We start from the raw sequence: 24,666 nt of genomic DNA on the forward strand, positions 1-24,666 counted from the left end.
CCGGCTTCCTTCAGATTCCATTTCGCAATGGACACCCTTGCCTTCGGCTATATCCTTCCCACTACCGGGCGGATTCCGGACTTGCACCGGTTAGAAACGTGCGCCGCCAGGCGCACCAAGGAAAGGGGACATGTCCATTTCGATTTTTTATCGAAATGGACATGTCCCCTTTTACTATTTCCTCAGCTCGATTCCCATAGCTTCCAGAGCTTTTAAAATCCGCTCCATAGCCGCCGTCACATCTGCCTCTTCCAGGGTCTTATCTTTGGCCCGGAACACGATGGAATAGGCCATAGATTTATAACCGGCACGGATCTGCGCGCCTTCATAGATATCGAACAGCTGATAGTTCTCCAGGTACTGTCCTCCATTTTTTTCAATGACTTCTTCCACCTGACCTGCCAGGATCTCCTTGGGCATCACCATACTGATATCGCGGGTAACAGCCGGATATTTCGCGATTCCCTCGTATTTCCGTTCGAACGTCGCCCGGCTTACGATCTCCGGCATATCCAGCACAGCCACATAGGTGCGCTCTCCGATGTCATAGTTTTCTGCTACGGTGGGATGAACTTCTCCTATATAGCCCACGACCGTATCCTGATAGATGATGTTTGCCTGCCTGCCGGGATGCAGGAAAGGTTTTTGGGCCTTGGGATCATATACCGTTTTCTGATGCATTCCCACTTTGTCGAGGAATTCCTCCACAACCCCTTTTAAGGTAAAGAAATCTCCTTCTCCGTACATACCCATGGTAAACTGCATCCGTTCTTCCGGAAGCTCCGTGAGAGGTACCTGCTTGGGCAGATAGATACTGGCCAGTTCATAGAGTCGTACGTTCTTATTCCTTCTATTATAATTGGTGGCCAGAGAGGTCAGCATTCCATTTAACGGCAGTGTCCGCATAATGCTGTAATCCTCCCCCAAAGGATTAGAAATCACAACGTTCTGACGCAGTTTGGAATCCTGCGGGATCAGAAGCTTATCGTATACCTTCGGGCTCTCAAAGGAATAGGTCATCCCCTCGGAGAAACCGCAGAATTCCGCGATATCTCTTGCCACTGACTCCACACGCAGTTTGAAGGATAATTTTCCGGTGGAGGCTTCTCCGCTGGGCAGAGTGGTGGCTATATTTTCATAACCATAGAATCTGGCCACCTCTTCCGCCAGATCCGCCATACATTCCAGATCCTGTCTCCAGGAAGGGACCGTTACCTCCTGTGCAGCCGGATCGTATTTTAATTCAAGCGCTTCAAAGTACTGAATCATGTCCTCCAGGGAAATATCCGTTCCCAGCAGCTTATTGATTTTATCAGTGTCAAACGGGATCGTGCGGCCTTCTTTTTTCTTATTATATACGTCTACGACTCCGCCCACCACTTCTCCGCACTTTAACTCTTCCACCAGCTGGCAGGCACGGTTTATAGCCTCTATAGCAGTGTTGGGGTCCAGGCCCTTTTCAAATTTTCCGGAGGCGTCCGTGCGAAGTCCGATCTTCTTGCTGGATAGACGGATATTGGTTCCGTCAAAGCAGGCGGCTTCAAATAACATGGTCTGCACATGATCGGTAATCATGGAGTTTTCACCGCCCATAATACCGGCGACGCCCACAGGCTTCTCCACGTCACAGATCATCAGGACAGATTCGTCCATGGTCCGCTCCTGTCCGTCCAGGGTGACGAACGTCTCATCCTTCGACGCCCGCCGGACGATGATTTCACGGCCCGCGATGGTGTCCAGATCATAGGCGTGCATCGGCTGGCCATATTCTTCCATCACATAGTTGGTGATATCCACGATATTATTAATCGGCCGGATCCCATGGGCAGCCAGACGCCGCTGCATCCATTTGGGGGAGGGACCGATCGTTATATTTTTTACCACCCTCGCACAGTAGCGGGGACAAAGGTCCTTGTCCTTTACGGTCACCTTGATATAATCATTGACATCTTCCTGATTTCCGGTTTCTTTCACAACCGGAGGTTTATAATCCTGACGGAAGGTAGCCGCTGCTTCCCTGGCCAGTCCCAGCACGGAGTAACAGTCCACCCGGTTAGAGGTTATCTCATATTCGAATACCACATCGTGAAGTCCCAGCGCTTCGACCGCATCCATCCCCACCTGTACCGGGTCCTGAAAAATATAGATTCCATCTTCCGGAGCTTCCGGATACATATCACGGCTGCTTCCCAGTTCTTCGATGGAACAGAGCATCCCATTGGATTCTATGCCGCGCAGCTTTCCTTTTTTGATTTTAATGCCGCCCGGCGTCTTCTTGCCGTCGTGTCCGCCGGCTACTCTTCCGCCATCCAACACTACGGGGATCTTGTCATTTACCTTGATATTCGACGCTCCTGTAACGATCTGAACCGGCTGTTCCTGACCGATATCCACCTGGCAGATAACCAGCTTATCCGCGTCCGGATGCCTTTCTATGGAAAGAATCTGACCGACTATGATTTTCTCCAGATCTGCGTCCATCGCCTCATATCCCTCCACTTTCGATCCGGAAAGGGTCATGGCATCCGTAAATTCCTGGGCCGATACATTAAGTCCCGGCACATATGCTTTCATCCATGCGTATGATGTATTCATCTTATTCTTCCTCCTAGAATTGTTTTAAGAAACGGTCGTCATTTTCATACAACAGCCGCATATCGTCAATCTCATATTTCAGCAGAGCGATGCGCTCCAGTCCGACTCCAAACGCGAAACCGGAGTATTCCTCGGGATCAATTCCGCTCATTTTAAGAACGTTGGGATGAACCATACCGCAGCCCAGGATCTCGATCCAGCCTGAACCTTTGCAGAACCGGCAGCCTTTTCCTCCGCATTTGAAACAGGTGACATCCACCTCCGCGCTGGGTTCAGTAAACGGGAAATGATGAGGTCGGAATTTTACTTTTGTCTCCGGCCCGAACAGCTGTCTCGCGAATTCCGCCAGCGTTCCTTTCAAGTCGGCAAATGTGATATTCTTATCAATGACCAGTCCCTCGATCTGATGGAAGGAAGGGGAATGTGTGGCATCCACTTCGTCCGAACGGAATACTCTCCCCGGGGCAAGCACACGGATCGGCAGTTTCCCTTTTTCCATCGTGCGGACCTGTACCGGGGAGGTCTGGGTACGCAGCACGATATCGCTGGTGATATAGAACGTATCCTGTTCATCCTTGGCGGGATGATTCGCCGGTATATTCAGTGCCTCGAAATTATAGTAATCGTATTCCACTTCCGGTCCTTCCACCACCTCGTAGCCCATACCCACGAAGATTCTCTCGACCTCTTCCAGGGCAATCGTGTTGGGATGCCGGTGTCCTACATTATTCTTTTTTGCCGGAAGGGTGACATCGATGACTTCTCTTTTCAACTGTTCTTCCCGTGCAATCTTTTCCATTTTATCCCTGGATTCTTCCAGAAATCCTTCAATCGCCGCGCGGGTCTCATTCACCAGCTGACCAACCAGAGGACGTTCCTCTGCCGGCACGTCCTTCATCCCTTTCAGAACAGCGGTTAATTTCCCTTTCTTGCCAAGGAAAGCCACGCGCACATCATTTAATTTGTCCAGTGCGTCTGAATCTGCGATCTGTTTCAACGCTTCCTGCCTGATTTGATCCAATTTTTCTTTCATTGTCTTTCTCCTTTACTTTTGTTAAGCTATAGGCTGTTTTCCCATTGCATAAAAAAAAGCCCCATCCTGCAAAGGGACGAAGCGATATCCGTGGTACCACCCTAATTCCCGGAATACGATCCGGGCACTTGTCATCTGTTTAACGCACAGGTTACGGCATTTCTTACTAAAACTTTCGGAAATGCAGCTCCAGTGGGAAATTCGTCGCTCATCTGAACCTGAGGAAGCTTACAGCCGGTGACTCCCTCTCTCTGCAGGAAAATGAGTTTCTACTAAACACCTTCACAGCCTTTTCTTATCTTCTATATTCTATACATGCAGCCTGGAAATGTCAAGTTTATTTTTTATAGCTATGAGCACTTAGCGGCTGCTTTTTAGCCGCTTACGGAGCGCGACTATTTTTTAGTGTACATCCGGGCGCTTAGAGAGGGGACTGGCATCTTTCGGCAGTAAAGTCAACCTGAACGGTAACTACGCGGAGAAAGGGGCCTGTCCCCGGAAGCCGGCCTGCTCTGGAAAAAAAGAGCCTTCTTCCCCGGATAGTGAACTACTCCAGCCAACATCCGGGGACAGGCCCCTTTCTCCACGTAGTTACCGTTCAGGTTGACTTTACTGCCGAAAGATGCCAGTCCCCTCCCTACTTATTGTGGATTTTTTCCCGATTTTTTGTGCCTTCTCGTCTGGAATAACCGGATTTCTGTGGCAAAATATGAGTTGACTTCCGCTCCAATCAGCAGAATATACATACTGATATACAGCCACAGCATGACCACTATAATCGTCGTCAGGTTTCCATAGATCTTGGAGAAATCACTGAAGTAATTAATATAAATAGAAAAGCAGTACGAAAATGCCATCCAGCCGATAGCGGTAAAAAGAGCACCGGGGAATTGGGCAAACATTCCCGCCTTACGGTTCGGCAGAAATTTGTACATCAGGGTAAAGAAGAACATCAGCACCAGCACCATAATCAGTGACCGAAACTGGATCAGAAAAGAAAAAGTCCCCTGAATCCCCGGAATATGCTCCTCTATAAATCCCAGAATCCAGTTGCCGAAAATCAGCAGGCCAAAAGTCAGCAGCAGGGTGATAATAAACAATACCGTATAAAAAGCCGCACGAATGCGGATAAAAAAATAATTTCTGGTTTCACTTACCCCATTGACGGAGTTCAGCCCTCCCGCAATGGACATGATCCCTCTCGCCGATGACCAGATCGCCACCACCGCGGACAGCGACACCACCGTAATGGTCTTGTCATACAATTCATCCACAATCATAATAACCGTAGATTTAAAAGAAAGCGGAGTCACACTTTTAATCACATTAAAGATATCCTGCTTACCGATGGGCAAATACTGAACCAGCGACAGCAACAGCATCATAAAAGGAAAGAAAGACAACATGATAAAAAAGGCCGCCTGCGCGGAATAAGCACTCACATGGTCTTTCGATAACCTTTTACTAAAATCCCGAATAATATAAATAAGGTACATACATTTTTCCTTCCTCTGAACTGCTGTTAAAAAATCATATCATGATTTCAATAAAACTGCAAGGAAGGACATGGGGTTAGTTTTTAATTATTTTTGAGGGACAGATGGATAGGCGGGGGCTGTATAAGGCCCCCGCCCCGGATTTCCTAATACAATTGCTTAAAACTAATCCCGCTATAGTAAAACTGCAGAATATCCTGATAAGATTTACCCTGGGAGGCCATGAACTTAGCCCCGTTCTGGCTCATTCCGGCTCCGTGGCCGTATCCTCCCCCGATGATATCATAGGCAGTTAACTGATCCTGCTCCATAACAGGGCTTAGGATAATATAAGCGCTTGGCAAAAGCGACGTGCCTTCCACTTCTGAACCGTCCATCCGGGTAACCGTGCAGCCTTTTGGAGAAAGTGCTCCGCGGATATCATACTCTGAAGTGACTACAGCGTTCCCCTCAGTCCCCTGTACGCTTAGTTCCGCGGCGACACCGCCGGCGCCTCGTTTGGTAATGGTCATACTTTTTACATTTCCAATAGTACCGAAGGCTTTCATGTTCTCAGTCAGGCTGGCTGCGGGAATCCGTACCTTCCACCGGTACCAGCTCTCCTGGCTGTCATAGGAGGCGTAGTCGGTATTTTGTATGAAGGCCTGGAAAGCATCTTCCTGTGTGAGATCCTGTTCCGGCTGTTCATCGCCGGAAAATTTCCCCTGCAGGTACGGTGTGGAGTCGTTGCCCTCCGGGTTCCATATACAGCCATCGGTAGTATGGCCGCAGGAGGTGGAAAAATAGTAGGCGGTAATGACCGTGTCGTCATAAGCGGCCACAACTCCCCGTGTTTCGTCAACAGCCTGCACGACCTCAGGGGTTTGAGGCAGGTTGTTGTATACCTGGAATTTGACACTGTCGTCGGCGTGGGCTCCGTACTGGGGATAGCCGCTGTTCAGGATCTGATTATATGCATAGCTTCTGGCACAGACTGCCTGGGCCTTCAGGGCCTCCAGTCCGTAGCTGGAAGGCATCTCACTTGGAAGCACTCCATAGAGGTATTCTTCCAATGGAATATCGTTGACAATAACAAGGCCGCCGTCCTCTTTGCGGATTTCCAGTGTTCCTGCGTAGCTGGGATTTCCCTGGTTTCTGGTTATGGATTCCAGGGTCAGCGTACCGCCCTCGGCAGGGGTTAACAGAATTCTGTTTTCTTCCCAGTAGGGACTATCCGCCGCGATGGTGACACTCTCCTGCGCCGCGTGCTCTTCTGTGTTTTGGCCGTATTGAATTGTAAACCCGTTGTTCCCGGACAATTGTACCTGACTGTGGAAGATATCCGCGTAATCGTTGGTTTTGATCAGGACACGGATGTGATCCATGGTCAACGGTTTGTTTACCAGGCCGGCACATAGCTTTCCTTCGGCCACCACGAATTCGGTTATATCGTATCCGACAACCAGATTGACCAGTTCTTTCTGGGCCAGTTGTCCATAGATCTGATACAGTCGGAACTGATCCGAAAAGGGTACCAGGCCGTAACCTTCGATCTCCACACCGTCCAGCTGGACGGACAGGATGCGCCCGGATATGGTGTCCTGTTTGATCCGCAGCTGGGTTACTTTTTCATAGGCGACAACCACATCACCGAGGACCCCGTTGACGTCCTGTGTGGGTTTATCTCCTTCAAAATTTATGTAATATCCGTCTACAAATATCCGGAATCCATTTTCCGTAGGTCCGGTAATCCATACGTTCACTAATGTGGTCTCTTTTTCAAGTGTCCCGCAGACAGCCTCGATGGTGCCGTCTTTTAACACAACCTGGATATTCTGCATCCGGTACTGTTCCAGATTCTCACCTGTCTGATTGAGAAAAAGTCCCTGATCGGTATAGACCTGGTTTTCTTCCAGGCCTTCTATAGACGCAGAGGTCCCTAAAATGAACAGCTCCGCGTTGGCCAGCGGCTTTTCGGGTTCTTCCGGCTTCGGTACCGCCTCTTTTTTGGGTATCAGCTGACTGATCAGGAGGAACAGTATAACCAGGATTCCAATTATGATCAGCATCAGTTTATATTTCACCTTGTTGTTCATAAGATACCTGTCCTTTTTTTGTTGTTATGAGCACTTAATGCCCGTACTTTGGGTGCTTATGTGCGATACATAAAAAATAGTCAGCGAGGTATTTTCGAGCGCTACTATTTTTGATGATATTTAAAATATATTATACAGTCCGGGGTTTTATGCAAACTATTGGACGGGCCCATCAAACTTCTGCCCGTTTATTTCTATGGAATACAAAAAAAGAGCAGCTGTCCGAAAACAGCTGCTTTCTTCTTTTGTTACCCCAAAATGCCGTTTCCTGCTATTTTGACTCCTAGCCACAGCTAGGTGGGCGACCGCAACCCGTCATCTGCCTTCCGCTGCGTAATGACGGCCTGACATCAGAACGGGCAATATAGGAATCCCATAAAAGAAAATGTAGGTTCAAAATTGCAGGATTGTCGAACATTTCAGGAATTACTCGAACTATTTTATTCTATCTATTTGCTCTAAAATTATTATACTCTAGTATGTGCGCATTTTCAAGAAAAAATCCAATTGGGACATGTCAGTATTTGGTATCAGTCGATAATTACCACTCGCATGGTGTTGCTCATGCTGCCTTTTCCCGCCTGCACATTGGTGGACGGGATGCCCGCTGTCAGGACCACGATGTCCCCTTTTTCGACAAATTGCTGGTCTTTTGCCAGCGCTACCGCCCGGTCCATGATCTCCTCTGTCGTATCTTCCTCTACGGAAAGGAGCGGATATACCCCCCAGTAAATCTGCATTTTACGAAGCGTGGCCTCATTGGGCGATACACCGATAATGTTCACCTTTGGACGGAACTTGGACATCATCCTGGCTGTCGCACCGGATACCGTCGGGGTAATGATGCATTTGGCTCCCAGATTGGCCGCAGTGGCAACAGATGAGTAGGCTACCGCACTGGAAATATTATTCTTGCGGTGCATTTTTTTGTGTTCCATCAGCTGTTCATAATCCACATTGGATTCGGTGAATTCCGCGATCTTGGACATCATCCGCAGCGCTTCCACGGGATATTTGCCCATAGCCGTTTCACCGGAGAGCATGACCGCATCGGTGCCGTCGTAGATCGCGTTGGCCACATCCGTGACTTCCGCTCTGGTAGGGCGCGGGTTGCGGATCATGGAGTCCAGCATCTGTGTGGCGGTTATAACCGGCTTATAGTTATCATTACACTTTTTGATAATCTGTTTTTGCAGGTAGGGAACCTCCTCCGCAGGAATCTCTACCCCCAGATCCCCCCGGGCTACCATGATTCCATCGCTGCAGTACATGATTTCATCGAAATTCTGAATTCCTTCTGCATTCTCTATCTTCGATATGACGGGAACATATCCGGCCCCGTGTTCTTTTAACAGCTCTTTGATTTCTTTCACACAATCCGCAGACCGCACAAAGGACGCCGCGATAAAATCAAACCCCTGTTCTATTCCGAATAAGATGTCATCTTTATCTTTTTGGGTAAGTGCAGGCAGTTTTACGCTGACATTGGGTACATTGATCCCTTTTTTCTGTCCCAGCTCGCCGCCGTTGATCACAGTACAGATAATATCCTTCTGCGTCAGTTCCTGAACCTGAAGCTCAATCAGGCCGTCGTCAATCAGAATCCGGTTGCCGACGCTTAGATCTTCCACAAGCCCCGGATAGGTCACGGAACAGCGGTGGCTGCCGCCTTCCACTTTATCTGTCGTCAGTGTGTAGGTGTCCCCTTCTTTCAGACGCACTTTCCGGTCGCCGGCCATAATGCCGGTGCGGATCTCCGGTCCTTTGGTGTCCAGCAGCATGGCGATGGGCCGGCCGATCTCTTCCCTGACACTCTTTAACAGATTGATCCGGTGTAATTGTTCTTCGTAATCCCCATGAGAAAAGTTAAACCTGGCAATGTCCATTCCATTCAGGGCCAATTTCTTCAACAGCTCCCTGTCATTGGTATTTGGTCCCATCGTACAGATAATTTTCGTTTTTTTCATAAACTCCTCCAAACTATATCAATGTTTTTTGATATGCTCATGAGTAAACAGGTGGTCCTGGCAGTACTCATAGCTTCCATCACATTTGGTACAGAAACGGAATTCCAGATTCTCTCCGTCCAGCTCCGTACGCCCGCAGACCGCGCATTTGTGCTTGGGGCCGCTGGTGGACGCATGGATTTCTCGTTTATATTTTTTCTTTCTCTGAATTTCCCTGGGGGAAACCCTCTGATAGTTTCTGGTCGCAAAATAGAACATCAGGAAATTCCCCAGTGATATAATCGCCGCGATACTGCTGGCCGGTGACCCTCCGATGAAACCGCCTACGATCGACACGGCAAAAAATACAGCGTCCAGTATCGCCAGCCACTTCACCTTGATGGGCAGGATAAAAAACAGCATAAATTCCATATTGGGGAACAGCGCTGCAAACGCAAAGAACAAAGACATATTAATATAGGAAGTTCCCAGCAGATAAACACGCCCGGTAAACAGGTAAAGCAATATTGCCACAATGACATGTAATATAACACCAGTGAAGAAATACAGATTAAACCGGAAAGCTCCCCAGGTATTTTCCAGAGAACTGCCGATCATATAATACAAATACAGGGCAAAAATCACAAACACCAGACTGGTACTGGGGGGCTGGATTAAAAACGTAACTATCCTCCAGACCTGACCCTGAAGGATCTTCGAAGCGTCCAGGCTTAAATACTGATAATAAAAGTCTCCGCCAAACCAAGCCAGTAAAAAACCAAAGCCGTATAGAATAATAATGTAATACATCAGGTTATGAATTGCGTATTTGCCAAATTTCCGTTCCAGTTTATTCATAAATCTCATAGGCACACCTCTTTATGTTTGTCAGAACATGCATTTGTCGGAACTATGGTTGTAAGAACATATGTTAATCAAAACAAATCCTTTTTAGCCAGAATAAATGCGGCGATCAGGGTAACAACAAGGGAAAAAATAATTACATAAGCAAAACCATAAGGGCTGGACGCGCCGGGCATACCGGCTGAATTGACATTCATTCCGTAAAAACTGGCGATCATCGTAGGAATGGACATGACGATGGTAATGGTTGCCAGGACCTTCATAACGATATTCAGGTTATTGGAAATAACCGAGGCAAACGCATCCATCATTCCGCTTAAGATACCGCTGTAAATATTCGCCATCTCGATCGCCTGCTTATTCTCGATAATAACATCCTCCAGCAGTTCCGTGTCCTCCGGATAATGCTTGATACTCTCCACTTTCAGCAGCTTCTCTAACACCACCTCATTGGAACGAAGGGACGTGGTAAAGTACACCAGGCTCTTCTCCAACTCCAGAAGCTCGATCAGTTCCCGATTCTTAGTGGAAACATGAAGTTTATGCTCGATGACCTCACTCTTCTTATCTATAATTCTCAGATAGTGCAGGAACATCGTGGCATTTTTGTACAGAATCTGCAAGATAAATCTGGTTTTCTTATAGGTGTAGAAATTTCTCACCCGGCCGTCCATGAAAGCGCCCAGAATCGGGGTGTCCTCCAGGCAGACAGTGAAGATCATTTCATCGGTAACGATAATACCCATAGGAATGGTCACATACCAGTCTTTTTCGTTGCGCTCCTCAATAACAGGAATATCCACTAAAATCAGGGTGTAGTTATCCTCCACTTCAATACGGGAACGCTCTTCTTCATCAAGAGGTGCCCGAAGGTCGTCGACCTCGATCTCATATTGCTCGGATATCTCCAGTAATTCTGTCGCCGTGGGATTCACCAATGCCACCCAGCATCCTTCCTGTGCCTCGTTTACCTGATGAATTCCTCCGTCGATGGTTCTGAAAATCTTTATCATGATCCGTAACTCCTTCCCATTGTCTTATTTTTTTCGTTCGCGGAAACAGACTAAAATAAGACAATGTAAGCAAAGGCCCATCTTATCTTAGCTATTTCACAGTATGGTTTAACTTATGCACGCTACAACTTCGATAGGGCCCACTTTCCATGGAATTACACATCCTTTCGGGATTCTCTTTATGAGGATTTTACATTCTTTACGTTTTCTTCATTCAATTCTTTACATTTTAAAAGCTTTCACTTTATGCGAAAGCTTTTATCATTCTTCATTATAGTGACTCCGTCTGTATTTGTCAATGACGCTTCGGATATCCCGGCTGGAAAATCCCCGCCGCATCAACGCCTGGTACAGTTTTGAAATTTCTTTTTCATCGGCTTCCTGCCAGTTTACCCGCTTTTTCCGAAGGAAGGCTTCAATCTGCGGTGTCTCGTCAATTTTCCCATGCGACTCAAAGGCCTCTGCTATGACCTGCCGGTCCACTCCTCTGGTCATCAGGGCCTGCTCAATCTGCCTCCGGCTCTTGTACTCCGCCTTCAATTCAATATAGTTGGCGGCATATCGGGCATCGTCTATATAATGATAACTTTCCACATAACGGACCGCCTCATCGATCTCCTGCTCACTAAAATCCTGTTCTTTTAACTTAACCCGGAGCTGATGTTCTGTTCTGTCCATATGTTCTAACAGGCGAAGGGCTTTCGCCTTCGCCTGTTTCAGCTTTAACTCGTCCATCAGGATTTCTCTTCCTCTGCGGCGGCAGCCTTAGGCGCCTCTGCCAGCGGAACATCCTGCAGATCGTAGTGTTCTCTTACCTTGCGCTCCACTTCCGCCATGATCTCGGGATGTTCACGCAGAAAGATCTTGGCATTTTCCCTACCCTGCCCGATCTTCTCATCATTATAAGCATACCAGGCACCGCTTTTATTAATAATCCCTACTTCCGCAGCCAGATCCAGGACATCTCCCTCTCTGGAAATCCCCTGTCCAAACATAATATCGAACTCAGCCTCTTTAAACGGAGGCGCTATCTTATTCTTCACCACTTTAATCCGGACACGGTTTCCGATCATCTCTCCGCCCTGCTTAAGAGTCTCAATCCTTCTCACGTCCAGACGGACGGAAGAATAGAACTTCAAAGCACGTCCACCCGTCGTGGTCTCCGGATTACCGAACATCACGCCGACCTTCTCACGGAGCTGATTAATAAAGATAACGATGCAGTTGGATTTACCGATCACCGCGGTCAGCTTCCGCAGCGCCTGGGACATCAGCCTCGCCTGAAGGCCCACGTGGGAATCCCCCATGTCGCCGTCAATCTCCGCTCTGGGCACCAGTGCGGCTACCGAGTCCACGATAATAATATCCACCGCCCCGGAACGGACCATAGTTTCCGTAATCTCCAGCGCCTGCTCCCCATTATCCGGCTGAGAAATATATAAATTATCAATATCGACCCCGATATTCTTCGCGTACACAGGATCTAACGCATGCTCCGCATCAATAAATCCTGCGATCCCGCCCCTCTTCTGCACTTCCGCTACCATATGTAAAGCAACCGTAGTCTTACCGCTGGACTCCGGCCCATAAACTTCGATCACCCGGCCTCTGGGCACACCGCCCAGCCCCAGCGCAATATCCAGACTCAAAGCTCCGGTGGGAACCGTCTCCACCTGCATATGCGCGGAGGTATCTCCCAGTTTCATCACAGAGCCTTTGCCGTATTGTTTCTCGATCTGCGTCAACGCCGCATCCAATGCTTTTAATTTATCTGCTTTTACCATCTGTGCTCTCCTTCTTCAAGATGCGAACTTATGTTCGTTTCACTAGTAACATATTATACTATACCATCCCAAATGTCAACCTCTTTTTTCCCTCAATAGGCATCCCTCCTACCCTATCCACACTACTTTTTCCAATCACGTTTTCCGGGAATTCGCCTCAAAAGGCCAGATAAAAAGATACTCCGCACCGAACGGTGCTCTAGAACTTACCTGCTTATTATAACCAATTCCGGTTCCTTAGGCAAGGGGTTTTGGGGAAGTTATGGTTATGGTTATGGTTTTTGTGTAAAGGGGCCGGGGAGAAGCCTGGGCGGGGGGATGGGATGGCCTGGGCGGCTGGGGTATGGGCCTTCTTCGGGACGGGAGCAAAATCCGCGGCGGGGAAACGCATCGGGAGAACCTAAGCAGATCTAGCTCCGAAGGGCGCAAAACCCCTTATTCGTGGGTCCGGGGCAAACTCGCCAAAAAAACGGCTCAGACAGTGCCCCGGACCCACAGGGTTTTGTGCCCTTCTCCGCAAGATCTGCTAAGGTCCTCCCTCAAGCGTTTCCCCGCCGCGGATTTTGCTCCCGTCCCGAAGAAGGCCCATACCCCAGCCGCCCAGGCCATCCCATCCCCCCGCCCAGGCTTCTCCCCTACATTGGTAAAAACATGAGTGATATGTTCGGATAGTCTATGAATTCTTTTTAGGTGAGAATGGGTACTCTTAAACCGCACTATTATTAAGCTATCGCCTAAGTCTGTTACTTGAAAGTAAAGCAGGGAAGCCGGATGGGCGGAGGCGACCGGGCGGACGGGCTGCGGACAGAGGACGGGGGACTGGAGAAGAAAACAGACCGGTGCTGCAATACGCTTGAGGACAGACCTTAGCGGATCTTGCGGAGAAGGGCACAAAACCCTGTGGGTCCGGGGCACTGTCTGAGCCGTTTTTTTGGCGAGTTTGCCCCGGACCTGCGAATAAAGGGTTCTGATTCCTTCGTAACTAGATCCGCTTAGGTCTGTCCGATGCGTATTGCAGCACCGGTCTGTTTCCTTCTCCAGTCCCCCGTCCACTGTCCGCAGCCCGTCCGCCCGGTCGCCTCCGCCCATCCGGCTTCCCGGACCCCCTCCTAACAAACCTAGCCTTCAGTAAACTCCGCATCCCTCCTGGAAAATACGCAGCCGCAGTAGTTTTGACGGTAGAGTCCGTATTCGGCGGAGAGTTCGATGGAACGTTTGTAGCCGTTTCTTTTTTTGAAGTCGGAAGGCAGGTAGGATATGCCATATTCGGAGCCGATTTTTTGGCCCAGTTCGTTTAGTTTGGCGGCATTTTTTAAGGGGCTGATCGTCAGTGTGGTGGTGAAATAATCGAAGTTGCTCTGTTTGGCTATGCGGGCGGCTTCCCGAAGGCGGAGTTCGTAGCAGAGGAAGCAGCGCTCTCCTCCCTCGGGAAGGTGCTCCAGGCCTTTGACAGCCTCGTAGAAAGTTTGGGGGATATAGGGGCCTTCTTGGAATTTGATGGGGTGACGCGCCGGCAGATTGGCGATGAAACGTTTCTGCTCCTGTACCCGTTTTTGGTATTCGGCTTCGGGACTGATGTTGGGATTATAATAGAACAGGGTTATGTGGAAATATTCGGACAGGTATTCCAGGACGTAGCTGCTGCAGGGAGCACAGCAGCTGTGCAGGAAAAGAGAGGGGACACGCTGTTCTTTTTGAAGGGCGGCCAGCAGTTTGTCCAGTTCTTTTTGATAATTTATGTTTGAGTTTGGCTTCATGTTTTCCTCCGTGGGTTGTTACCGGCATGTATTGGTATCCCTTTTGGATACTCTCAATGTATGCTTTTCTTTCACAGAAATCATACCGTAAAGCGGGGATTTGCGCAACCGGTATATCTTGCGAAAAACGAAAGATTTCACTCACAAAATGGTTTTGGGGTCATATGATAAATTATAACGCGATTGGAGGAATATTATGAATCCATTACTGGAATTAAACCATGTCAGCTACGCGTATCACAGTATGAGCGGTGAAACGCAGGCATTGTCCAATATATCTTTTCAAGTGGAAGACGGCGAGTTTATTTCGATCGTCGGTCCCAGCGGCTGCGGTAAATCCACACTTCTTTCCCTGATCTCCGGACTGATTGAGCCGGAAACCGGGAGCATTAAATTAAACGGTACCAACATTCACGATTCCAGCACGAATATCGGTTATATGCTGCAAAAAGACCATCTGTTTGAATGGCGTACTGTTTATAGTAACGTATTGCTTGGGCTTGAGATTCAGAAAAAGCTCACCTCCCGGAATAAGGACAACGTGGATCACATGTTGGAAACGTATGGTCTCCAGAAATTCCGGGATTCAAAACCATCGGAGCTATCCGGCGGTATGCGCCAGCGGGCGGCTCTGATCCGTACATTGGCCTTGGAACCGGATCTGTTATTGCTTGACGAGCCCTTTTCGGCACTGGATTATCAGACCCGCCTCTCCGTTGGGGATGATATCGGTTCGATTATCAAGCATGAAAAAAAGACGGCGATTCTGGTTACCCATGATCTCTCTGAGGCGATCAGCCTTGGCGACCGGGTGATCATTTTATCAAAGCGTCCCGGTTCCATACGCAAAATCGTGCCGATCCATATCGACATGGAGGACCGTACCGCTTTGAAAAGCAGGAATGCCCCGGAGTTTAAGGATTATTTTAACCTCATCTGGAAGGAGCTGAATGACGATGAATGATCTTTCCATTTCACAGGCCAAATACCTGGCGGAACATATCCGGCACAAGCGGATCGTATCATTGGCCAGAATTATGGTGTTTGTCATATTTATGCTGCTGTGGGAAGTCACGACCCGTTTGCAAATTATAGATTCATTCATCTTTAGCAGTCCGAGCAGGATTGCTACTACTTTTATTTCTATGACTAAGGATGGATCTATATTTACCCACATTGGAATTACGCTGGCTGAGACGCTGCTGAGCTTTATGCTGGTGAATGTGATCGGGGTGGCCGTGGCGGTCCTGCTGTGGCTGAGTAAAAAAACCTCAGAGATAATGGAGCCTTATCTGGTGGTGCTTAACAGCCTGCCGAAGTCGGCGCTGGCTCCGCTTCTGATCGTCTGGCTGGGCGCCAACACGAAAACTATTATCGTAGCCGGAATTTCAGTGGCTATTTTCGGGACTATCATCAGTATGTACGCGGGATTTGTGGAAGTGAATCCTGAGAAAATAAAATTAATTTATACACTGGGCGGCAGGAAACGGCATGCCCTGTTTAAAGTCGTCCTGCCCAGTAATATCCCGAATCTGATCAGTAATATGAAGGTCAATATCGGCCTTTCTTTGGTTGGCGTGATCATCGGGGAATTCCTGGCCGCCAGAAGGGGGCTTGGTTACCTGATTATCTATGGCAGCCAGGTATTTAAACTGGATTGGGTGATGATGTCCATCGTGATTCTGTGTATCATCGCGATGGTGCTCTATAAGCTTATTAACCTGCTGGAGAAATGTTATCTGAAACGCATATGACAAAAAACAGAACCGTAGAATTTTATTTCTAACGGTTCTGCACGACTACATATATCTTTCTAAATCACAACTTCTCAAATGATCTCTCTTTCTGGTGGATTCCTGCCCTTCTTTTATACCGCTTATCTTCATCCTTTTGTATAGCTATGATCTGTGCCAGTCCGATAAAGACTTCGGGTCATTTGGCACCTTTATGTATATAACCTAATTTTTCGGTTTCTCGCACAGTTCCAGAGAAATGCCTCCCGCATCTTCCGGACTGATGAAAGCGATCATGGAACCGCCCGCTCCCGGACGGGGAACCTGATCCACCATCTTCACTCCCTTAGCCTTCAGATATTCTACCGCCTCATTGATATCATCCACCTCAAGAGCGAAATGATCGATGCCAGGACCTTTGGCCTTAAAATACTGGGCAGTCGGGCTGTCCGGGCTGGTCGCCGCTAAAAGCTCCAACTCCACATCTCCGCAGGGAATGAATACGGTTTTTGCCTCCCCTCCAGGCAAAATTTCCTCCCCATGGCACTCAAGGCCCAGCAGCTCGGTATATACCGGAAGAACTTCCTCCAGCGCTGTAGTAATGATACCGATGTGGTCTAACTTTTTTACCTTCATGTAAAAACCTCCCTTTATTTAATTATTTATATCTATTGTAGTCTTTAAATTCGGACAAGTCAATAAAGACCTAAAGCTCTCTGTTATTCACTTAAACCTTCTTATAATCCGCCATTTGTTTTTTTAATTTGCTGAACATGCGAAGGAAGAGAATTCCTGTCGTCAACACGGCGATTCCATCCGCGATCGGTTCGGCCAGGAATACGCCCATCGCCTTATCGCCGACGAAATTCGGTACAATGTAGATCAGGGGGATCAGCAGGATGATTTTACGCAGGACTGCCAGGAACAAGGATGTCTTCGCGTTTCCCAGGGCGATGAACGACTGCTGGCAGGCGATCTGAATACCAAACAGCAGGGATACAGCCATGTAGATCCGAAGCGCCCATTCCCCATAGGCCATAAGCTCCGCCTCGTTTGTAAACATCCCCACCAGAAGCTGCGGAGTGAGCATGGACAGCAGCCAAAGCGTACAGGAGTATCCCACGCACACGATTACCAACAGGCGGAACGTTTTTGCCACACGTTCAAAATTACCGGCGCCGTAATTGAAGCTGATGATCGGCTGCGCTCCCTGTGTCATTCCCTGCAGGGGAAGCATGGAAAACTGCATCACACTGCTCAGGATAGCCATAGCGCCCACAGCGATATCCCCGCCGTATTTTAAAAGTGAGGTATTAAAGCAGACGGACAGGACACTTTCCGTAAACTGCATTACAAACGGGGATAAGCCCAGGGCCAGGCACGGCAGGATAATTTTGGTTTCCAGCCGGAAATTCTTTTTTCTTATTCTCAGATAACTCTTTTTGGTACACAGGAAACGGACGACCCAGACTGCGGAAACCGCCTGGGAAATGATTGTCGCAAGGGCGGCACCCTTGACTCCCATGCCAAATCCGAATATAAAAATAGGATCGAGAATAATATTGCAGACCGCGCCGATCGCTATGGTAATCATACCGGTTTTCGCGTACCCCTGGGTATTGATGAACGCATTCAGCCCCAGTGCCAGCTGTACGAAGATCGTGCCCATAGTATAGATCTGCATGTAATCCCACGCGTATCCAATCGTATTGTCACTGGCCCCGAAAACCATCAATACATCCTTGCCAAAAATCTGGAATACCACGGTCAGAAGAACCGCTACAAATACCAGGGAAACCGTACAGTTGCCGAGAATCTTTTCCGCGTCCTCCTTATTATCCCTCCCCAGCATGATGGCCGCGCGGGGAGCCCCTCCCATACTGACCAGGGCGGCAAAGGCGGATATCGCCATGATCACCGGCATCGTAACGCCGACTCCGGTCAGCGCCAGACTTCCCTGGCCCGGGATGTGGCCTATGTAGATTCGATCCACGATGTTGTAAAGTACATTGATAATCTGGGCAATGATCGTCGGCAGAGCCAGACGCAGCAGAAGCCTGCCTACACTGCCGCTGCCCAGGTCGACTTTGGTTTGTTGTTCCTGTTCCATAATAACCTCCATTGTTTTATTTATTCTGTATGCCTTCCTGATAGGCTGCATCCAAATTCGCTGATATTTTTTGCAGATATTTTCCAAACCTTTCTCTGTCTTCCTCAGAAAAACCCGCAAACATAACATGAAAGAAGCGCTGCTGCATGGCCAGCCCTTCTTGAATCACTTCATCCGCCCGGCTTAACAGCTCTAAATACACCGTGCGCCCATGCCCGCTCGGAATGCGTGCCAGGTATTTTTTCTTTGCCAGACTGGCAATGGAAATAGAGACATGAGACTTTGTCAGCATTCTCACCTTTACGATATCACTGGCATTGTTCCGGTCCGGATTGTTGTAAAGAAACATAAGGATATCCAGCTCCATCTTTGTCAGTGTGTATTTTTCACAGATTGATTCCTGAAACTTTTCGTAGACTTTTATACCATATTGGTTTGATAACAGGATATCTGACGGACTAGGGACCAAGATAGACTACCACCTCTCTTTGCGTACTGTATGCCTCATATGTTCTAAATAGAACTTATATTAATATACGTTGTTTTCTTGTATTTGTCAATCGTTCACAGGAATCTTATGTTCTTATGTTCACGGTAACCTTAAGTCCATAGTAAATTTATGTTCACAATAATCTTATTTTTGTACCACTCTTCCTTATTGCCGCGGAAGCGGTATCTTCCTTTCCGCCGTAGTGCGATCCCCGCGGAGCGTTTTTGATTTCATAGGAGCACATACCTGTGAAATCAAAAAATCCCTGATACGTCAGGAACATCCATTGCGGAGCCTGCATATCAGGGATAATTCACTTAGATCGTTTCCACCACTTCCGCGTTTCCAAAGAACTGCGGCAGATGAAAATCCGGGGTGGGATGATCGATGGGAAAACAGCTGGCAAAGTGCATATGATCCGTGTTTTCTCTGATTTTATAAAAATTACAGCGAAACCGGCTGCCTGCCGTAAGCCCCGCCATGCCCTGTACCGACCGCGTCAGGGAAAACGGAATCAATAAATCTATCTGCCAGGAATCCTCACGTATATCCACCTGGCAATCACACAATGCCAGAAGTTCTCCGCTTAAAAATTCCCGGTGCGCCCGGTCCGGTCCGTACTGGGCCAGTACCGCTCCGGCAGAATTAATTTCGAAATTAAAGTAATCCGGTTTGCAGGTATCCAGGCAAAAGAAAAATTCCATTGCACTGTCCTGATAAACCGGCCCGTTATTGGTATGGCATAGAGCCTGCGGGGGCCTTTCTTCACAGGTCATCCGGATCACCAGTCCCTTATCCCTGAGGACTCCCAGGCGCCCGTAAGCGCGGGGCCGGTAGTCTCCTCCCCAGTTATAATGCCGGATATGAAATTCCCGCGCTTTTCCGATGTCTGATAAGCTGTCTAAAATTAAGACCGGGTAAAATATGGTGTCACACATTGGTCCATCCTTCTGTTTCCGAACCTTCTATTGCTGCTGAAGCTTCTCAAATTCGTCCATGCCTTCCAGAATCTCAACCTCGATCCGGTAACGGACCGACTCCTGGGGTTCCAGATATTTCATAGATCCGTTTGCTATGGCGTCTTCTATCCCGTCAATCGTCGCATTGCAGGGTTCCAGACCCATCACATAGTCACCGGCCCCCATCATCTTCCACTGGACAAAATGATCCAGCGCTGAGTGTTTGTATGCAATGGAAACGCCGATTCCCAGTTCCGGATTGAAAATCGCCGCTTTCGGCATCGGGGATGTCATTTCGTGATAGTAACACATCTCTTCATAGTTCGGGTCCGGCTCCTGCACCACGTTCCAGCGGTCCAGCCCTTCAGCGGAATGCGGGGTTCTGGGTATGACTTTGTTTGAGGGTATGTAGACCAGGGACTCCGGCGCCAGCAGGGGATAACCGATATTCATATGATAGAGAATCATATGGCGCGCTCTTTTATAGCCTTCGTTCGTGACAGTATCGTTAATCGTAAATTTCTTTTCTTTGTAACAGCACTTGATCTGCCGGGTCAGGGACAGCTTATCTCCAAAGAGGACCGCTTCCTGAAGTTTTCCTCCGGCGACCAGACATGCGTTGCCGTCCTCCTCCTGGATTTCGTAATGGAAAGTATCCGCAGGCGTATTGGCCACATTTCCATGCAGTCCATATGCTTTTCCCTCGTATTCACAGGGCCCCCCGATATAAGACAGACCGCCGGTTGTCAGAAATCCGGCTGTAAAACTCTTTAAAAATCCCAGTTCTTTGTCATCAAAATACTCGGGCGCCACTACTCCGCAGGGAGATACGAAACTGATATTGCATCCTTTATAGCTCAGGTATGGAATATCCATGCCCCGGCTTGTATTAATGGAAAAATTCATTCCGGAACCATTCTGAACATCCAGCAGTTTAGCCCCTTCGGCACGGCCATCTAACATCTCTACCCGGTTGACTTTGAATAGCTGGTCAATGTGGCCGGCATATCTTTTATCTTCTTTAAATCCCATGGCATATCCTTCTCTCTTTTGTTATTTGATTTTATTTTAGTATTCCAGTGGAGATATCACAGGTTTTCCCTCTCTGTCCAACAGCGGTGTCAGTCCGCCCGAATATCCGTCTACATGGTACAGATAATTCACGCCGGTTTTCTTATCCACCCATATCTCCGTAACAGTGGCGATACCCTGTTTGTAAACTCTCTCAAATCTGTCTGATGATCCCATCGTATCCCTCCATTTTTATCTGATTTTTCAATCTGCCCTGGAATGAAGTGCTCCCCTGCAGATCGTGTTCGAATATCTATCAGTTTAAGTTGTAATCCAGCGCTTGTCAATCAAAAATGGGTTTTGCAGGCCGATTCCCGCATACTTTGCTGTATGCGGCAAAACCATGACCTGCAAAACCCATGGGAACACCCAAAGCCTTATGTTACTGCCTGCAAGAGCTCTGGGAATCAGCCCTTCACTGAATCCGGCCCTGCTCAGAATCCATTCTCTATTTTCGTCACCGGGAACCGGTCGGGCAGATGAATTCCAGCCCTGTCATATATGGCGGCTCCTCTGGCACTGGCCTCTTTCAGGATCGCTTCTTCATCCAGAGACAGGATCTTGCGGTCACGCATCAGCCATTTCCCATCACACATAGTACTTTCGATATTCGTAGAATGCATGGCGGTAACCAGAGCGGCTATCTTGTCATTCACCGGCATCATGGAAGGTCCGTGAGGGTTGATTACGATTAAGTCCGCTTTCTTCCCCGGTGTCAGGCTTCCGTAGAGCTGGTCATCCAGCAGAGCCCTGGCACCGTTGACCGTCGCCATCCGCAGTACGTCCTCGGAGGGGACTACCGTGGAATCCAGCCTCCAGCCTTTGTGAATCAGGGAAGTCAGCCACATCTCATCGACCATATCCATCCGGTTGCTGGAGGACGCGCCGTCCGTACCGATGGAGACACAGACGCCTTCCCGCAGCATTCTGGGTATCTTGGCAAAGCCCAATACCCGCATGGCGGAAGCCGGGTTATGGGACACTTTGACGTCATGCTCCCGGAACAAACGGATCTCCTCATTGGTCAGCCATACCGTATGAACAGCCAGCAGATTTTTATCCAGAACCCCCAGCCGGTTCAAGTGGGTGACGGTAGGCTCCCCGTAAACCTCCTGGGTATATTCCACTTCACTTTTGGCCTCCGCTACATGCATGTGTACCCCGACACCATACCGGTCGGCCAGCTCCTTGGTACGAACGATCAGATCATCCGTGTTGTTGAAAATCGTACGCAGGCCGAACCAGATCTGGACCCGTCCGTCCGCGCTGTTGTGATAACGCTTCAGATCTTCCTCCTGCTGTTCCAGTTCCTGATCCGTGGTCCGCTGCCAGATCTTTGGCAGGCCCTCCCCGCAGTCCATGACGGATTTGGCCAGTTTTGCGCGAAGCCCCGCCTCGGCAACTCCTTTGACCATGCCGCTTACGAACTGTCCTCCTGGTTCTGCGAAGGATGTAACACCGGAGCGGATCAGCTCCAGGCAGCACATCAGGGTAGAATAATAGGAATCCTCTTCTGTCATATTGCTCTCATAAGGCCACATACGCTTGTGCAGCCATGTGATGAAATCCACATCGTCTCCGACCCCGCGGCTGATCTGCTGGGAAGTATGGACATGGGTATTGACAAAACCGGGCAGCACATAGCGGCCGTTCAGCTCGATGACTTCCGCATCCGGTGCCACAAGCTTTGGATCGACCTTCCCCGCCGCCAGGATTTTATCATCCTGCACCAGGACGCTTCCACCGTCATAGACCTGTTCCGTCTCGTTCATCGTGACGATATATCCATTTTTTAATAAAGTCTGTCCCATGAATTCGGCTCCTTTCACATCCCGGCTTATTAAAGCACTTCCAACACCGGATCAATGATCTTCTGGGTCAGGACATCGATAAATCCATGATCCGTAATCGCATACATCGGCAGCGCCGCCAGACAGATAAAGGACAGGAACATAAACGGAATCGGGATGTTGGAACCCATCTCATGAATCTTCGCGATCAGCGTCTTTTTCTCTTCCGCCAGCTCTTCCGCCGACAGATCCGAAAGCAGGCCGCAAACCGGATAAGCCACTTCCGCAACCACCTGTCCGCCATCGACTGCCACCTGTCCGCCGGTCAGCTCAACGACCCGGTTTACAGCAACAGCCATGTCTTCAAGATTCGTTCCCAGCACGATGATATTGTGGTTATCATGCCCTACAGAGGATGCGATCGCTCCTCTCTTCAGGTTAAAGCCTCCCATGAAGGCCTTTCCGATATTACCGTTTATCCCGTACCGTTCCACCTGGGCGATATAGAGCACGTCCTGATCGATATCGCACTGAATCACACCATCCACAACCGGCAATTCCACTTCCCGCCCCTGGGTGATGGGAATCCAGGGCAGCGTGTCCATTACCTGAACCTTAACCCGCTTCGCACCTTCGGGCGCATAATACTTGAAGCTGTCCGCGGTGATGGGATTCTTAAGCTTCATGGTGTTCAGCAGACAAGGCTTATGATCCGCCGCCGGATAAGAAACCAAAAGCTTCTCCTCCTCCGTCACCAGCTTCCCGCCTGCGATCACGGTCTTGACCTTAAAATCTTCCGGCCCTGTCGTGATATTGATATCCGCTCTCTTACCGGGAGCCAGGCCGCCGATCTCCTGATCCAGTTCAAAAGCCCTGGCCGCATTCAAGGATACCATCTGGATCGCCTTGATAAAGTCCAGGCCTGCCTTTAACGCCACACGTACCGCATCGTCCAGGTGTCCCCTGTCCACAGCGTCTATAGTATGTAAATCGTCAGTCACGATACTGACTCTGGAAGTATCCAGCTTCTGTTCAATAATCGGTTTGATACAGTCCGCCAGTCCTCTGGCTGCGGAGCCCTCCCGGATCATCAGATTACAGCCCCCGCGCAGACGCTCCAGCGCGTCCTTGGCGGATAATGACTCGTGATCCGTACTGACCCCGGCCGCCAGACATTCATTCATGGCAGGTCCGCTCATATCGGGCAGATGGCCCTGCAGGGTCTTACCTGGCATGGCCGCCGCCACGTCCATGGACTGCAGCAGGTCAGGGAAACCGGCCAGCACATAGGGTCCGACGATCTCAGAGAGTCCCACGGCATCCGGACGCTGCAGAGCCTTTTCTATAATCTGCGTATTAAATTTCCCGCCGCTGGTCTCCAGGAATGGAGAAAACGGCACATGGGAGGGTACAACAAAATATAGCTTAAGATCAGTCATTGCCGCTTCATCCAGAACCGCCTCGATAGCTTCCAGTCCGCCTACCACACCCACTTCATGCAGGTCGGTCATGATCACGGTAGTCCCGTGCTTCAGCATGATCTCCGCGAAGGGACGGATCGAAAGGCTGGAGCTCTCCGGATGGATATGCCCATCGATAAACCCAGGCGTAATGTAGTTCCCTCCGGCGTCGATGATCCGGGTATCCGGGCCGACCGTGTATGCCACATCGCCGACCGCCGCGATCTGCCCGCCGGATACCGCCACACCGCCGTCATAAATCTCACCGGAATAGACATTCACGATCTTACCATTCCGGACTACAAGATCCGCCGGTTTCCGTCCGCCTGCCACTGCTAGTAAATCTTTGTTCATGATTTCCCAACTCCTTTTTTGTTTGTTGTTTGAATCTGCTGCATCAGCTTCATTCTGTGGAGCTACAGCTGGTTCCAAAACTGTACTGAAAAACAGACAGCATGGAAACCGGCTGCTTATTACCATGACATCAAAA

Annotated in this window: 21 protein-coding genes, 1 other RNA gene and 1 other annotated feature; of the genes, 3 read left to right on the top strand and 19 right to left on the bottom strand. The window is 49.1% G+C overall.

Features of this window, described 5'->3' with window-relative positions; translation table 11 throughout:
• Positions 1–174: 174 nt before the first annotated feature.
• The 10 genes from pheT to recA all read right to left on the bottom strand — a co-directional run bounded on the left by pheT (position 175) and on the right by recA (position 12,806).
• Positions 175–2,595: a phenylalanine--tRNA ligase subunit beta gene (gene pheT / locus ABC831_RS15655; protein WP_343249043.1), complete on the bottom strand. Its 2,421-nt coding sequence runs from the start codon at positions 2,593–2,595 to the stop codon at positions 175–177.
• Between the two features lie 13 nt (positions 2,596–2,608).
• Positions 2,609–3,628: a phenylalanine--tRNA ligase subunit alpha gene (gene pheS, locus ABC831_RS15660; RefSeq protein WP_343249044.1), complete on the bottom strand. Its 1,020-nt coding sequence runs from the start codon at positions 3,626–3,628 to the stop codon at positions 2,609–2,611.
• A gap of 69 nt (positions 3,629–3,697) precedes the next feature.
• Positions 3,698–3,923 (bottom strand) — a binding site (T-box leader).
• Between the two features lie 346 nt (positions 3,924–4,269).
• Entirely contained in the window at positions 4,270–5,124 is an 855-nt protein-coding gene (locus ABC831_RS15665; protein WP_343249045.1) for a YihY/virulence factor BrkB family protein, read from the bottom strand.
• A 146-nt stretch (positions 5,125–5,270) separates the two neighbouring features.
• Positions 5,271–7,199 (bottom strand): SpoIID/LytB domain-containing protein, encoded by a 1,929-nt coding sequence (locus ABC831_RS15670; RefSeq protein WP_343249046.1) that lies wholly within the window; start codon positions 7,197–7,199, stop codon positions 5,271–5,273.
• Between the two features lie 246 nt (positions 7,200–7,445).
• Positions 7,446–7,628, bottom strand: a non-coding RNA gene (ssrS, locus tag ABC831_RS15675) — 6S RNA.
• 101 nt (positions 7,629–7,729) lie between these two features.
• Positions 7,730–9,166 carry a pyruvate kinase gene (gene pyk / locus ABC831_RS15680; RefSeq protein ID WP_343249047.1) on the bottom strand — a complete coding sequence of 479 codons (1,437 nt, stop codon included), beginning with the start codon at positions 9,164–9,166 and terminating at the stop codon, positions 7,730–7,732.
• Positions 9,167–9,184: 18 nt separating this feature from the next.
• Positions 9,185–10,012 (bottom strand): rhomboid family intramembrane serine protease, encoded by an 828-nt coding sequence (locus ABC831_RS15685; RefSeq protein ID WP_343249048.1) that lies wholly within the window; start codon positions 10,010–10,012, stop codon positions 9,185–9,187.
• A gap of 68 nt (positions 10,013–10,080) precedes the next feature.
• Positions 10,081–11,022, bottom strand: coding sequence for a magnesium transporter CorA family protein (locus ABC831_RS15690; RefSeq protein ID WP_158353896.1), 942 nt, complete (start codon positions 11,020–11,022; stop codon positions 10,081–10,083).
• A gap of 261 nt (positions 11,023–11,283) precedes the next feature.
• The gene (locus tag ABC831_RS15695; protein ID WP_343249049.1) at positions 11,284–11,757 is read right to left on the bottom strand and encodes a regulatory protein RecX; all 474 of its coding nucleotides are present in this window, start codon (positions 11,755–11,757) and stop codon (positions 11,284–11,286) included.
• Positions 11,757–12,806, bottom strand: a complete 1,050-nt coding sequence (recA, locus tag ABC831_RS15700; RefSeq protein WP_343249050.1) for a recombinase RecA — start codon at positions 12,804–12,806, stop codon at positions 11,757–11,759. Before recA ends, ABC831_RS15695 begins: the two co-directional genes overlap by 1 nt.
• 747 nt (positions 12,807–13,553) lie before the next feature.
• On the opposite strand from recA, the gene ABC831_RS15705 reads away from it, so the two are divergent.
• Positions 13,554–13,676, top strand: a complete 123-nt coding sequence (locus tag ABC831_RS15705; protein ID WP_343249051.1) for a hypothetical protein — start codon at positions 13,554–13,556, stop codon at positions 13,674–13,676.
• Positions 13,677–13,924: 248 nt separating this feature from the next.
• Here the strand turns inward: ABC831_RS15705 and ABC831_RS15710 are convergent, their stop codons facing one another.
• Complete coding sequence (locus ABC831_RS15710; RefSeq protein WP_343249052.1) at positions 13,925–14,563, bottom strand: epoxyqueuosine reductase QueH; 639 nt, start codon at positions 14,561–14,563, stop codon at positions 13,925–13,927.
• Between the two features lie 196 nt (positions 14,564–14,759).
• On the opposite strand from ABC831_RS15710, the gene ABC831_RS15715 reads away from it, so the two are divergent.
• Complete coding sequence (locus ABC831_RS15715) at positions 14,760–15,527, top strand: ABC transporter ATP-binding protein (RefSeq protein ID WP_158353889.1); 768 nt, start codon at positions 14,760–14,762, stop codon at positions 15,525–15,527.
• Positions 15,520–16,317, top strand: coding sequence for an ABC transporter permease (locus ABC831_RS15720; RefSeq protein ID WP_343249155.1), 798 nt, complete (start codon positions 15,520–15,522; stop codon positions 16,315–16,317). Before ABC831_RS15715 ends, ABC831_RS15720 begins: the two co-directional genes overlap by 8 nt.
• A gap of 204 nt (positions 16,318–16,521) precedes the next feature.
• Here ABC831_RS15720 and mce read toward each other — a convergent pair whose 3' ends face one another.
• The 8 genes from mce to ABC831_RS15760 all read right to left on the bottom strand — a co-directional run bounded on the left by mce (position 16,522) and on the right by ABC831_RS15760 (position 24,530).
• Positions 16,522–16,932, bottom strand: a complete 411-nt coding sequence (mce, locus tag ABC831_RS15725; protein WP_343249053.1) for a methylmalonyl-CoA epimerase — start codon at positions 16,930–16,932, stop codon at positions 16,522–16,524.
• A 91-nt stretch (positions 16,933–17,023) separates the two neighbouring features.
• Positions 17,024–18,406, bottom strand: coding sequence for an MATE family efflux transporter (locus ABC831_RS15730; protein ID WP_343249054.1), 1,383 nt, complete (start codon positions 18,404–18,406; stop codon positions 17,024–17,026).
• A 16-nt stretch (positions 18,407–18,422) separates the two neighbouring features.
• A complete protein-coding gene (locus ABC831_RS15735) occupies positions 18,423–18,773 on the bottom strand; it encodes a MarR family winged helix-turn-helix transcriptional regulator (RefSeq protein ID WP_343249055.1) in 351 nt (116 codons plus the stop codon).
• 440 nt (positions 18,774–19,213) lie between these two features.
• Positions 19,214–19,834, bottom strand: coding sequence for a carbohydrate-binding family 9-like protein (locus ABC831_RS15740; RefSeq protein ID WP_343249056.1), 621 nt, complete (start codon positions 19,832–19,834; stop codon positions 19,214–19,216).
• A 27-nt stretch (positions 19,835–19,861) separates the two neighbouring features.
• A complete protein-coding gene (locus ABC831_RS15745; protein WP_343249057.1) occupies positions 19,862–20,887 on the bottom strand; it encodes an aldose 1-epimerase family protein in 1,026 nt (341 codons plus the stop codon).
• Positions 20,888–20,923: 36 nt separating this feature from the next.
• Positions 20,924–21,103 (bottom strand): DUF6440 family protein, encoded by a 180-nt coding sequence (locus ABC831_RS15750; RefSeq protein WP_343249058.1) that lies wholly within the window; start codon positions 21,101–21,103, stop codon positions 20,924–20,926.
• Between the two features lie 257 nt (positions 21,104–21,360).
• Positions 21,361–22,737 carry an amidohydrolase gene (locus ABC831_RS15755; protein ID WP_343249059.1) on the bottom strand — a complete coding sequence of 459 codons (1,377 nt, stop codon included), beginning with the start codon at positions 22,735–22,737 and terminating at the stop codon, positions 21,361–21,363.
• Positions 22,738–22,766: 29 nt separating this feature from the next.
• Positions 22,767–24,530, bottom strand: a complete 1,764-nt coding sequence (locus tag ABC831_RS15760) for an adenine deaminase (protein ID WP_343249060.1) — start codon at positions 24,528–24,530, stop codon at positions 22,767–22,769.
• Between the last annotated feature and the right edge of the window lie 136 nt (positions 24,531–24,666).

The sequence above is a fragment of the Diplocloster hominis genome (genome assembly GCF_032380655.1).
Lineage (GTDB): Bacteria > Bacillota > Clostridia > Lachnospirales > Lachnospiraceae > Diplocloster > Diplocloster hominis.